At 70.1% G+C, this 11,484-nt stretch carries 11 protein-coding genes; 6 read left to right on the top strand and 5 right to left on the bottom strand.

From position 1 onward, the window contains the following. Window positions 1-124: 124 nt before the first annotated feature. Both AX690_RS09865 and AX690_RS09870 read right to left on the bottom strand, forming a co-directional pair. Window positions 125-1,375 carry a UbiH/UbiF/VisC/COQ6 family ubiquinone biosynthesis hydroxylase gene (locus AX690_RS09865; protein ID WP_066687380.1) on the bottom strand — a complete coding sequence of 417 codons (1,251 nt, stop codon included), beginning with the start codon at window positions 1,373-1,375 and terminating at the stop codon, window positions 125-127. A gap of 47 nt (window positions 1,376-1,422) precedes the next feature. Then, a complete protein-coding gene (locus AX690_RS09870; protein WP_066687374.1) occupies window positions 1,423-2,121 on the bottom strand; it encodes a MarC family protein in 699 nt (232 codons plus the stop codon). A gap of 86 nt (window positions 2,122-2,207) precedes the next feature. Here AX690_RS09870 and pyrF point away from each other — a divergent pair, with 86 nt between their 5' ends. After that, complete coding sequence (gene pyrF / locus AX690_RS09875) at window positions 2,208-2,909, top strand: orotidine-5'-phosphate decarboxylase (protein ID WP_066687366.1); 702 nt, start codon at window positions 2,208-2,210, stop codon at window positions 2,907-2,909. 24 nt (window positions 2,910-2,933) lie between these two features. Here the strand turns inward: pyrF and AX690_RS09880 are convergent, their stop codons facing one another. Next, entirely contained in the window at window positions 2,934-5,474 is a 2,541-nt protein-coding gene (locus AX690_RS09880) for a cation-translocating P-type ATPase (protein ID WP_066687364.1), read from the bottom strand. Window positions 5,475-5,600: 126 nt separating this feature from the next. Further along, window positions 5,601-5,822, bottom strand: coding sequence for a DUF1674 domain-containing protein (locus AX690_RS09885; RefSeq protein ID WP_066687362.1), 222 nt, complete (start codon window positions 5,820-5,822; stop codon window positions 5,601-5,603). Window positions 5,823-5,839: 17 nt separating this feature from the next. On the opposite strand from AX690_RS09885, the gene AX690_RS09890 reads away from it, so the two are divergent. The 5 genes from AX690_RS09890 (at window position 5,840) to AX690_RS22225 (ending at window position 11,304) form a co-directional block, all read left to right on the top strand. Beyond that, window positions 5,840-6,328, top strand: a complete 489-nt coding sequence (locus AX690_RS09890) for a hypothetical protein (protein ID WP_066687360.1) — start codon at window positions 5,840-5,842, stop codon at window positions 6,326-6,328. Between the two features lie 57 nt (window positions 6,329-6,385). Beyond that, on the top strand, window positions 6,386-7,678 hold the full coding sequence (locus AX690_RS09895; protein ID WP_066687357.1) for an RsmB/NOP family class I SAM-dependent RNA methyltransferase: 1,293 nt from the start codon (window positions 6,386-6,388) through the stop codon (window positions 7,676-7,678). Window positions 7,679-7,762: 84 nt separating this feature from the next. Beyond that, window positions 7,763-8,422: a ribulose-phosphate 3-epimerase gene (rpe, locus tag AX690_RS09900; RefSeq protein WP_066687354.1), complete on the top strand. Its 660-nt coding sequence runs from the start codon at window positions 7,763-7,765 to the stop codon at window positions 8,420-8,422. A gap of 4 nt (window positions 8,423-8,426) precedes the next feature. Further along, window positions 8,427-10,166, top strand: a complete 1,740-nt coding sequence (locus AX690_RS09905; protein ID WP_066687351.1) for a heparinase II/III family protein — start codon at window positions 8,427-8,429, stop codon at window positions 10,164-10,166. 1 nt (window position 10,167) lies between these two features. Next, window positions 10,168-11,304, top strand: coding sequence for a DUF3883 domain-containing protein (locus AX690_RS22225; protein WP_082769598.1), 1,137 nt, complete (start codon window positions 10,168-10,170; stop codon window positions 11,302-11,304). Between the two features lie 70 nt (window positions 11,305-11,374). Here the strand turns inward: AX690_RS22225 and AX690_RS22850 are convergent, their stop codons facing one another. Beyond that, a complete protein-coding gene (locus AX690_RS22850) occupies window positions 11,375-11,467 on the bottom strand; it encodes a hypothetical protein (RefSeq protein WP_156449624.1) in 93 nt (30 codons plus the stop codon). Window positions 11,468-11,484: the final 17 nt, after the last annotated feature.

Raw genomic sequence — 11,484 nt, forward strand, 5'->3', positions numbered from 1 at the left:
GCTCCCCCGCGATGCGGGGGAGCTGTCGCGGAGCGACTGAGGGGGCTAACGCGGCCAACGTTCAGCTCGCCCCCTCCGGCCCTCTGGGCCACCTCCCCCGCATGGCGGGGGAGGATCTGGCGCCCTACAGCGCCACGCCCCGCAGCAGCTTCGGCAGATCGCCCACCCCGCCGCCGGCCTCGTGCATGAAGAACCGCCGCGCCGGGGCGATGCGGTTGACCACCGCCAGGCCGGCGCCGCGCGCCACGCGCAGTAGTGGGTTGTCGTTCGAGAAGATCCGCACGAAGGCGTCGAAGGCCAGGGCGTTGGTGACGGTGTCGAACCGCCGCCAGCGGGCGTAGCGCTCCAGCACGGCCTCGGCGCCGATGTCCTCGCCGTTGCGCACCGCCTCGACCAGCACCTCGGCCAGGGCCGCGGCGTCCTTGAGACCCAGGTTCAGCCCCTGTCCCGCGATCGGGTGCACCCCGTGGGCGGCGTCGCCGATCAAGGCCAGGCGCGGCGCGGTCATGCGCTCGGCCAGCAGCAGCGACAGCGGATAGACGAAGGTCGGCCCCACCACCTCGACGGTCCCCAAGAAATCGCCGAACCGGCGCATCAGGTGGGCGTGAAACATCTCCGGCGAGGCGTGGCGCAGGGCCTCGCCCCGCGCGGTGCTCTCGGTCCAGACGAGGCTGGCCCGCTGCTCGGTCAGGGGCAGGATGGCGAACGGGCCGCTGGGCAGGAAGTATTCGTGGGCGACGCCTTCGTGCGGGCGCTCCAGCTTGACGGTGCAGACGACGCCGCTCTGGCTATAGCCCCAGCCGATATGGCCGATGCCGGCCGCCTGGCGCAGGACAGAGCCGCGCCCCTCGGCGCTGACGGCCAGCGGAGCGGTCAGGGCCCGACCGTCGGACAGGATCAGGCGCGCCGCGCCGTCGGTGACTTCGAGGTTCTGGGCGGACATCGGCGCGATGACCGGGATGTCCTTCTCGATCACGGCCTTGGACAGCGCCGCGCGGATCTGGCGGTTCTCGACCAGGTAGCCCAGGGGCTCACCCTCGATGCGGCCGGAGATCTCGCCGGAATCAAAGCGCAGGAACGAGGCCGACGGCTTGCGCGCCGCCGCGCCGGGCGTGCGGCCGTCAGTGACCAGGATCTGCTCGATGCGCTGGGCGTGCGGCTCCAGGCTCTCGCCCGCGCCGATCGCCCGCCACTGGCGGAACGAGGAATAGGCGATGGCCGAGCTGCGCCCGTCAAAGCTTGGCGCCAGCTGGGCGTCGAACGGCTGGGGATCGACCAGCAGGGGCTTGAGGCCGCCGGACTTCAGGGCCAGGGCCAGGGTGGCGCCGGCCATGCCGGCGCCCGCGATGATCACATCGGCATCGTAAGCGCGCATGACGGGGGATATGGGCCCCGTCTCCCAGGCCTGTCCAGTGCAGGCGCCTACTTATGGTTCGCGGCGTAGGGCGCCTTGGCGTCGGCGCGGACCAGGCCGCGCGTCGCGTCGCCGACGCCGACGATCACGAACTGCACCGCCAGGGCGCAGAGGATCAGGCCCAGCACCCGCACCACGATGCTCATGCCGATCCGGCCTAGGACCCGGCTGATCAGCGGCGCGGCCCAGAAGGCGGCCACGACGACCAGCGAGACGGCGGCGATCACCGCCACCCCGATGCCGGCCCCGGCCAAGCCCAGCGGCTTGGCCTCGGCGGCGTAGATGATCACGGTCGAGATCGCGCCCGGGCCGATCAGCAGCGGCATGGCGAACGGCACGATCAGGCGCTCGAAGCGCTTCTTGGCGTAGGCGCGGGGCGACTGGTCCTCCAGCCCCTCGGCCGCGTCGGCGAACATGGTGGTGAAGTCGTCGCGCACCATGTCCAGGCCGAGAATGAACAGGATGATGCCGCCGGCGATCCGGAAGGCTGGCATCGAAATGCCGAAGAAGGCCAAGAGCCCGACGCCCGTGAAATAGAAGAAGATCAGGAACGCGGTCATGAACAGGCCGATATAGACGGCCACCATCCGCCGCCCCGCCGCCGCCGCGCCCAGGGTGGCGGCGGCGAACAGCGGCACGTTGCCGATCGGATCGATCAGGGCGAACAGCGCGACGAAGAAGTTGACGGCGAGTTTGGCCTCGGTCATTCGACGTCCCTACCTTTCAGATCGCGCCCAAGCTTGGCTCTGTCCTAGAGCGGACGGTGACGCGCGCCAACCCCGGGGACTAGAATATGACCGCCGACCCGCGCCTGATCGTGCCGCTCGACCTGCCCACCGTCGACGAAGCCCGCGACATGGTCGAGCGCCTGGGCGACGCGGTCGGCTTCTACAAGATCGGCCTGGAGCTGCTGGCCAGCGACGGCATGGCCCTGGCCCGCGAGCTGAAGGCCAGCGGCAAGTCGATCTTCCTTGACTGGAAACTCCACGACATCGGCGCCACGGTCGAGCGCTCGGCCCGCGTGCTCGCGCAGAGCGGCTGCGACCTCCTGACCGTCCACGCCGAGCCCCAGGTGATGAAGGCGGCGGTCCAGGCGCGCGGCGACTCCTCGCTGAAGATCCTGGCCGTCACCGTGCTGACCAGCCTGACCGACGCCGACCTGATCGAGATGGGCTACGCCTTCAGCGCCCGGGACCTCGTGGAGCGCCGCGTGCGCCAGGCGCTTGAGTGCGGCGTCGACGGCATCGTCTCCTCGCCGCACGAGGCCGGTCTCGCCCGCGAGATCGCCAAGACGGCGGGGAAGCCCGACTTCCTGATCGTGACGCCTGGCGTGCGCCCCTTCTGGTCGGCCAAGAACGACCAGGCCCGCGCCGCCACCCCCGAAGCCGCCATCCGCGCCGGCGCCAGCCACCTGGTCTGTGGCCGCCCGATCACGGCGGCGAACGATCCGCGCGAAGCGGCGCTGAAGGTGATCGAAGAGATCGCGGGGATCTGAGTCGGGGGGCTCTATTTCATGGACTTAGAGCGCGTTTGGGCGGTTTGACCGCGCACGCCTCAACCTAGCGCGCTTTAGCGCGCGAACAGGGCCGAACCAGCCGCCGCCGACCAGCGCCAGCCCCAGGGCCGCGAACAGCAGGCCTGGCGACGGCGGCGCGACCTTGAAAATGGCGGCCAGGGTCGGGACGGCGAAGATCAGGACCAGGGCGCCGGACGCCGCCGCGGTGATCGTCCAGTAGATCCTGCGATGAGGCGAAAACAGCCGGCCGCCCGAAGACGAGGCGTCGGCCAGGGCCAGGGCCAGATTGCCCGCCACCAAGGTCAGGAAGGCCGCGCCGCGCGCCTGGCTCTCCGGCGCATGGCCCAGCGCCCAGACATAGGTCCCCAGCACGGCGGCCAGGACGCCGGCCCCCTGCATCAGGGCCAAGCCTACCTGGCTGGGCCCGAACAGCGGCTCGTCCCGTCGCCGCGGCGGATGCCGCATGGCGTGCGCGCTGGCGGGCTCGGCCTCGAACACCATGGCGCAGACGGGATCGATCAACAGCTCCAGAAACACCACGTGCATCGGATAGAGCAGCGGCGGCAGGCCCAGCACGATCGGAATGAGGGCCACGCCAGCGATCGGGACGTGGATGGCCGTGACATAGACAAGCGCCTTGCGCAGGTTCGCGAAGATCCGTCGTCCCAGCCGCACCCCGCCCACGATCGAGGCGAAACTGTCATCCATAATGACGAGGTCGGCGGCCTCGCGCGCGACGTCGGTTCCCTTCTGGCCCATGGCGATGCCGATATGGGCCGCCTCCAAGGCCGGCGCGTCATTGACGCCGTCGCCGGTCATGGCCACGACCTGCCCGGCGGCCTTCAGGGCCTGGACGATCCGCAGCTTCTGGTCCGGCGTGATGCGGGCGAAGAGGCGCGTGTGGCGCAGCCGCGCGGCCAAGGCCGCGTCGTCGAGCGCGGCGATCTCGGGGCCGATCAGCACCCCGCCCGAAGCGTCCAGCCCGGCCGCCTCGGCGACCGCCAGGGCGGTGGCCGGATGATCGCCCGTGATCATGACCACGGATATCCCCGCCGCTTGAGCCTCTTTCAAGGCCGCCGGAACGTCCTCGCGCACGGGGTCCAGGAAGCCGATCAGCCCTTCGAAGGTGAAGCGCATGTCCTCTGGAAAGTCGGACAGCGGCCCGGCCGTCATGCAGGACGCCACGGCGAGGACTCGCAGGCCTTGCCGGGCGAACCGCTCCACGACGGGGACCAGGCCGCCGATCTCGGCCTCCGTCAATCGGCATAGCCGGAAGATCGCCTCGGGGGCGCCCTTGGCGGCGATGCGCCACTGGTCCTCGGGCTGGCGCCAGGCCTGGACCATGGCCATGCGCTCGGGACGCAGAGGCCAGGTCCGTTCGGGCCCCTCTGGCGTCTCGGGCTCGGGGCCGTCCAGCAACGCCCGCACGGCCTTGTCCATCGGATCGACGGGACGAACGGCGCAGGCCAGTCCGGCCACGCGCAGGCAGTGGCGGGACGAATCGGGCGGAGGGGTGTCGGCGCTGACCGCCCAGTCCTCGCCCGGCGTCCAAACCCGCGCCACGCGCATCCGGTTCTCGGTCAGGGTGCCGGTCTTGTCGACGCAGAGAAACGACGCGCCGCCCAGCGCCTCGATCACCGCGCTGCGTCGCACCAGCACCTTCCGCCGCGCCAGGCGTCCGGCGCCGAGCGCCAGGAAGACGGCCAGCACCATCGGGAATTCCTCGGGGATCAGCGCGATCGCGACGGTGACGCCCGCCAGGACGCCGCCGATCCAGTCTCCGCGCAGCAGGCCATAGGCGACGGCCACGACCGCGCAGAAGGCGATGGCCAGGGCGCCCAGCAGCGTCACCAGTCGCCCGGCGGTCTTTTGCAGCGGCGTCGGCTGATGAACGATCGCGGCCAACGAGACCCCGATGCGGCCCAGCGCCGTCCTCGCGCCAGTTCTTTCGACCTGGGCCACGGCCTGGCCGCGCACGACCAGGGCGCCCGAGAAAAGATAGGGCCCGGCCTCGGCGCCAGGCTGGACGTCGGCGTCGATCGCCTCCCCATCGATCAACGGGCGCTTGGAGACCGGCGCGGACTCGCCGGTCAGGGCCGACTCATCGACGCTCAGCACATCGCCGCCGACCAGCACGCCGTCGGCCGGCAGCCGCTCGCCCTCGCCGATCAGGATGATGTCGCCCGGAACCAGGTCCCGCGCCGCCAGCCGCGCCTCGACCCCGTCGCGCACCACCCGCGCATAGGGCTGGGACAGATCGCGCAGGGCCGACAGCGCCCGCTCGCTGCGCGCTTCTTGCAGCACCACCAGTCCGATGGTCGCCACGGCGCCCGCCATCAGGAACAGGCCCTCGCCCAGGTCGCCCAGCACCAGATAGAGGCCGGCGGCCCCGATCAGCAGCAGGAACATCGGCTCGCGAAGCGTGTCGAGCAGGATCCCGGCCAGGCCTCGCCCGGCGGCGCGCGGCAGGGCGTTGGGGCCAAACTCGGCGAGACGTCGGTCCGCCTCGGCCTGAGTCAATCCGATGAAGCCATCGCGCGACATGACGCTGTCCGATCCGCCAACTCTAGATTTCAGGACAAGACAAGATCAATCGCCGCGTCCGAGCTGGACTTTCGCCTAGCCGCGTCGAGCGCGTCTAGCGTCTTCCCGTGAGAGCCGGCCGAACGCCTAGAAGTCGACCGCCACGCCCTTTTTCTCCCAGTCGCCGAAGCGAGTTGGTTCCGGACCGTCGCGGCCGCCCTGTTCGGGAGGGAGCGACAACGCTTCCTCGGCCGCGCGGCGGGCGGCGGCTTCCTCGAGGGCGCGGCGGGCGGCGGGGCTCAAAGCCTTGCCGGGCGCGGCTCCGGGAACCTCAGGAGCATCGGAAGGGGCGGCGGGAAGATCAGACATGACAAAGGTTTAACATCATGACGGTTGAAGCCGCCAGTCACATGCTGTTCAACCCCGCCTCCAAGATAACCGCGTTCGAATACCGAGGTAATTTAGAGATGAGCCGCAGCCGCTGGCCCCACGCCTTCTTCGCGTCGGCCGCCTTCTACGCCATGGTCGGAGTCTGCTGGGGCCTGGCGATGGGGATGACCAAGAACCACGCCACCTATTCGGCCCACGCCCACCTCAATCTGCTGGGCTGGCTCAGCCTGGCGATGATGGGAACCTTCTACGCCACGCTCGGCCAGGGCGTGTCGAACAAGGTCAAGGCGGCGAACTTCGCCATCTCGAATCTGGGCGTGCTGCTGATGATCCCGGGGCTGTTCATGTATCTGGGCCAGGCCGGGCCTTCGGCGGTGTTCGAGCCGATGATCGCGGCGGGCTCGTTGCTGGTCGTCCTCGGCTTCTTCGTGTTCGGCGTCACGGCGATCCGGGGCCTGTTCCACGCCCTGGCGAAGACCGCCTAGGGCCCAGCCGCGTCGAATCCGCTTGCGCTCGGGCGCGCCTCTTGGCACGGCGGGGCGGTGACTCAAGAACTGAACGACGGCCTCCCCGCCCGGGAGGCCGCCCTGACCCTGATCGACGCGGCCCTGTCGCGGCGCGGCGGCCTCGACGAGGCCGCCTCGGCCAACGGCTTCCGCTTCCTGGAGCCGCGCGAACGGGCCTTCGCCCGCGCCCTGGCCATGGCCGTGCTGCGGCACCTCGGCCCCATCGACCGCGCCCTGGCCGCCCGCCTGCAGAAGGCCCCGCCGGACCGCGTCATGCACCTGCTGCGCCTCGGCGCGGCCCAGGCCTTCCACCTGGAGGTCCCGGCCTTCGCCGCCGTGGCGACCTCGGTCGAGCTGGCCGGCGCCAACAAGGCCAGCCGTCCGTTCAAGGGCCTGGTCAACGCCGTGCTGCGCGGCCTGCTGCGCGACGCCCCGCCGAGCGACGATCCCACCCTGCTGGCCCCACCCTGGCTCTATTCGCGCTGGGTCGCCGCGTTCGGCGAGGCCACGGCGCGCCAGATCGCCGCCCAGATCGCCCTGGAGCCCGCCACCGACCTGTCCCTCAAGCCCGGCGCCGACGCGGCGGCTCTGGCCGAGACGCTTGAGGGCGAGGTCCTGCCCGGCGGGACCTTGCGCCTGCGCCGCAAGGGCGACGTCGCCGCCTGGCCGGGCTTCGAGGACGGGAGCTGGTGGGTGCAGGACGCCGCCGCCGCCGTCCCCGCCCGCCTGCTGGACGTCAAGGCTGGCGAGGCCGTGCTCGACCTCTGCGCCGCGCCCGGCGGCAAGACCCTGCAGCTGGCGGCCGCCGGGGCGAGCGTCGTCGCGCTCGACCGCTCGGCCGCGCGCCTCAAGCGTCTGGAGGAGAATCTAGTCCGCACCGGGCTCCAAGCCGAGGTCGTGGCCGCCGACGGCGCGACCTGGGAGGACACGCGGACCTTCGACGCCATCCTGTTGGACGCGCCGTGCAGCGCCACCGGCACCTTCCGCCGCCATCCGGACGTGCTGTGGGCCGCGCGGCCCGGCGACGTCGCCAGCCTCGCCAATGTCCAGGCCCGCATCCTGGACAGCGCCGCCGGCCGCCTCAAGCCCGGCGGGCGCCTCGTCTACTGCGTCTGCTCGCTGGAGCCCGAGGAGGGCGAGGCCCAGGTCGAGGCCTTCCTGGCCCGCCGCCCGGACATGGCGCTGGACCCGATTCAGCCGGGCGAAGGCGGCGCGGCAGGTTTCCCTGGGGCCAGCCTGACCGCGCGCGGCGCGCTGCGCCTGCTGCCGCACCAGCTGGACGGCGGCCAGGACGGCTTCTTCGCCGCGCGGTTTCGCAAGGCAAGCTGAGCCCGCGACCAAGCCGCCCCATTTCTACGCTTAACGCGTCCCGTCCGGGATGACAGAGCGACTCGGGCCCGCTATCCCAGGGTCATGACCGCGCCGCTCATCGCCCCGTCGATCCTCGCCTCCGACTTCGCCCGCCTGGGCGAGGAAGTCGCCGCCATCGAGGCGGCCGGCGCCGACTGGGTGCATGTCGACGTGATGGACGGCCACTTCGTGCCCAACATCACGCTGGGTCCGGACGTCGTTCGGGCGATCCGGCCGCACGCCAAGATCCCGTTTGACGTGCACCTGATGATCAGTCCGGCCGACCCGTATCTGGAGGCCTTCCGCGCCGCCGGAGCCGACATCATCAGCATCCATCCCGAGGCCGGCCCGCACCTGCACCGCTCCCTGAAGCGGATCCGCGAGCTGGGCGCCAAGGCGGGCGTCGTCTTCAACCCGTCCACCAGCATCGACCACGTCGAGTGGATCCTGGAGGACGTCGACCTCTTGCTGGTCATGTCGGTCAATCCCGGCTTCGGCGGCCAGAGCTTCATCCCCGGCCAGCTGCGCAAGGTCGAGGCCCTGCGCAAGATGGTCGACAAGGCCGGGCTAGATATCCTGCTGGAGGTCGACGGCGGCGTCACCCCGGTCACCGCCCCGCAGTGCGTGGCCGCCGGGGCTGACGCCCTCGTCGCCGGCTCGGCGGTGTTCAAGGGCGGCCGCGAGGCCTACGCCGCCAACATCCGCGCGCTGAAGGGCGGCTGATCCCTTGGCTCCAGCCGTCAAGCGTTCCGCCAACGGCTATCGTCCTCCCGCCAGGAAGCGGGCCCGGGTCTTTTGGCGGGCCCTGACGGCCGAGCTTTCCACCCACATCGAGCACGAGTGGTTCGGCTCGGGCCCGCATCGCCTCATTCTCTCCGGCCCCAAGGTCGAGGCCCTGGCCGCCCATCCGCGCGACCCGCGCCCCTCCAACGCCGGACAGGGTCGCCGCATCCTGGCCGGGACCTTGGCGCTGGACGGCGGCTCCGTGCGGATCGGCGAGGCGGGCGACCCGTTCGACACCGCCAGCCCCACGCGCCGCTTCGCCGTCAGCCTGCACCGCTTCGACTGGCTGCCCGACCTGATCGCCGCCAGCCCCGACGGCGCCCGCCGGGCCCTGCGCCTGATCGACGACTGGCGGCGGGTGTTCGGCAAGTGGAACGCCTTCTCCTGGGGTCCGGAATGCCTGGAGCGGCGGGTCTTCCACCTGGCCTGCGCCGCCCGCCCCCTGGCCGCCGAGGCCAGCGACGCCGAGGCCGCCGACCTGCGCCGCGACCTGGCCCGCCAGGCCCGGCACCTGGCCGAGATCCGGAAGATCCCCGCCCGCGCCCTGGAGCGCGCCGTCGCCGTGACGATCGCCGGCTGCGTCCTGGCCGGCAAGCCGGGCGAGGCCCTGATCGACAAGGGCCTCAAGGCCCTGGCCCGCCACATCGACCGCATCGTCCTGCCCGACGGCGGCCACGCCACCCGCTCGCCCGAGGCCGGGGTCGAGCTCCTGTTCGACCTCCTGACCCTCGACGACGCCCTGCGCCAGCGCGGCAAGCCGACGCCCGAGGCCGCCGCCCGCGCCATCGACCGCCTGTCGACCGCCACACGCTTCTTCACCCTCGGCGACGGTCATCTGGCGGCCTTCCATGGCGGCGAGACGGTCGGCCCGACCCGCATCGCCGCGGCCCTGGCCCATGACGATAGCGGCCCGCGCCCCCTGATGAGCGCCCCGCACAGCGGCTACCAGAAGATGGTCGGCGGCTCGCTCGAACTCATCGCCGACTGCGGTTCGCCCGCCGCCGGCTTCCTGTCGATCGCCGCCTGCGCCCAGCCGGCCGCCATCGAGATCCTGTGCGCCAAGGACCGGCTGATCACCAGCTGCGGCTGGAGCCCCGAGGCCGCCGGCGCCCACGCCTTCCGCCTGTCCGACGCGGCCTCGACCGTCTCGGTCGGCGACGGCTCGGCCGGTCGGCCGCTGTCCGGATTCCGCGCCAAGGCCCTGGGCCCCTGGCTGGTCGACGGCGCGACCAAGGTCGAGGCCCAGCGCCACGACGACGTCGGCGGGGTGTGGCTGGACATCGTCCACGATGGCTGGCGCCACGTCGGCCTGACCCACACCCGCCGCCTGTTCCTCGACGCCGTCGCCGACGAGCTGCGCGGCGAGGACAGCCTGACCCCCATGGCCGCCCAGGACCTCGACGCCGCGTCAGGCCCGCGCCGCTACCTGCCGTTCGCCGTGCGCTTCCACCTGCACCCCGAGGCCCGCGCCTCGATCGCCCGCGACGGCAAGAGCGTGCTGATCCGGGGCCCGAACAACATCGGCTGGTGGCTGAGGAACGACGCCGTCGACGTCGAGATCGCCCCGTCGGCCCACTTCGACCACGGCCTGGCGCGCAAGGCCGGCCAGGTGGTGCTCAAGAGCCAGGTCCGCCCGGAGGTGGGGGCGAAGATCAGGTGGAAACTGACGCGGGCGGAGGGGTGAGGTGAAGATCCAGCCGCTCTACAAGCAATTGCTCAGTCGCCGCGCCGTACTTCAAGCGATGGAAGAATATGACCGGGACAAGACGGCGTTTCTTGACCGGTATGGATACGGCGAAGCTGATACCTACTTCCTCCGCCACGAAGGGCGGGCATACGCGAGCAAAGCAATTTTAGGCGTTGCGTATGGCTATCAGTATCCGGATCGAGGCCCCCTAAAGCACGATCAGTTCTCCGGCGGGAAAGCCGGAGCGGCGCGGCATCTCTCGATGCTTGGTTTCCATGTGGATGGGATCGACAGGGAGTCCGACGATTGGAAGCTTCAGGAAGTCCAAACAGTGGTCTCCGAATACTTTCGCCTCTATAGACTGCAGATTGAGGGATCTTATTCGCGAAAGCGAGATTTTAGCCAGACACTGGCGGCGATACCAACGCGCAATGAAAGTTCCATAAGCCGGAAATTCAGCAACATAGCCGCTATTCTCGCTGAAGCTCAGTTACCGCTCGTCAAAGGCTTTAGCCCGCTTGGCAACAAGCAGACACTACTCGCTGCGGTCATTTATGATTGGGTTCGTGAAAGCCCGGAAGCGTTTGATACGCCTCTTTCAGCTGCCAGCCTTTCGCCATCCACCCCCGCGGGCGTTGAGGTCCCACCGCCTTCCGTTATCCGAGTTGCCCGCACCGCAAAGGAGCGAAAGGCGGTCCGCGTGGACTTTGCAGTGCGGGACGAGCGCAATCGCCGCCTTGGTAAAGCCGGCGAGGAGTGGGCTTTACGAGTGCTGAAACTCGAACTTGTCGAAGCGGGTAGGCCCGATTTGGCTGAACGGGTGACTTGGATAAGCGACAAAGAAGGTGATGGGCTCGGCTACGATATCGCCTCCTTCGCTCGCAACGGCGACCCGCTAGCTGTCGAAGTGAAAACTACTAACGGTGGACATGCAGCACCCTTCATTGTGACGGAGGGTGAGGTGCGGGCTTCCGAAGAAGAGTCGGGGTACGTCCTGATGCGGATTTTCGACTTTAGCCAAAACCCCCGCTTTTATCGGCTAGAGGGCTCCCTAAGGAAAAACTGCACCCTAAGGCCCTTAGCCTTCAGCGCCTTTCCCACGACGGAAGAAGACGGCCTGCCGATAGAGTTCTAATTTGCCTCCGCTGGGCGCACCCAACCTTACATCTCTCGAAGGCTGGAGCGTGCTGGGCTGACCGGGTTGGTCAAGGACCGGCCTCCGGCCGGCCGCCGCGCGGCGACGCGAAGCGTCGTCCTTGAGCAACCCGGTCAGCCCAGCGATCGTCTCGCCGTGAGATGTAAGGATGGCTCCCGC

The organism is Caulobacter sp. CCH9-E1 (assembly GCF_001556515.1).
Lineage (GTDB): Bacteria > Pseudomonadota > Alphaproteobacteria > Caulobacterales > Caulobacteraceae > Caulobacter.

Excerpts from the sequence above, each read along its gene's own strand:
- AX690_RS09865 (WP_066687380.1), bottom strand. The coding sequence starts at position 1,375 with ATGCGCGCTTACGATGCCGATGTGATCATCGCGGGCGCCGGCATGGCC.
- AX690_RS09870 (WP_066687374.1), bottom strand. The coding sequence starts at position 2,121 with ATGACCGAGGCCAAACTCGCCGTCAACTTCTTCGTCGCGCTGTTCGCC.
- pyrF (WP_066687366.1), top strand. The coding sequence starts at position 2,208 with ATGACCGCCGACCCGCGCCTGATCGTGCCGCTCGACCTGCCCACCGTC.
- AX690_RS09880 (WP_066687364.1), bottom strand. The coding sequence starts at position 5,474 with ATGTCGCGCGATGGCTTCATCGGATTGACTCAGGCCGAGGCGGACCGA.
- AX690_RS09885 (WP_066687362.1), bottom strand. The coding sequence starts at position 5,822 with ATGTCTGATCTTCCCGCCGCCCCTTCCGATGCTCCTGAGGTTCCCGGA.
- AX690_RS09890 (WP_066687360.1), top strand. The coding sequence starts at position 5,840 with ATGACGGTTGAAGCCGCCAGTCACATGCTGTTCAACCCCGCCTCCAAG.
- rpe (WP_066687354.1), top strand. The coding sequence starts at position 7,763 with ATGACCGCGCCGCTCATCGCCCCGTCGATCCTCGCCTCCGACTTCGCC.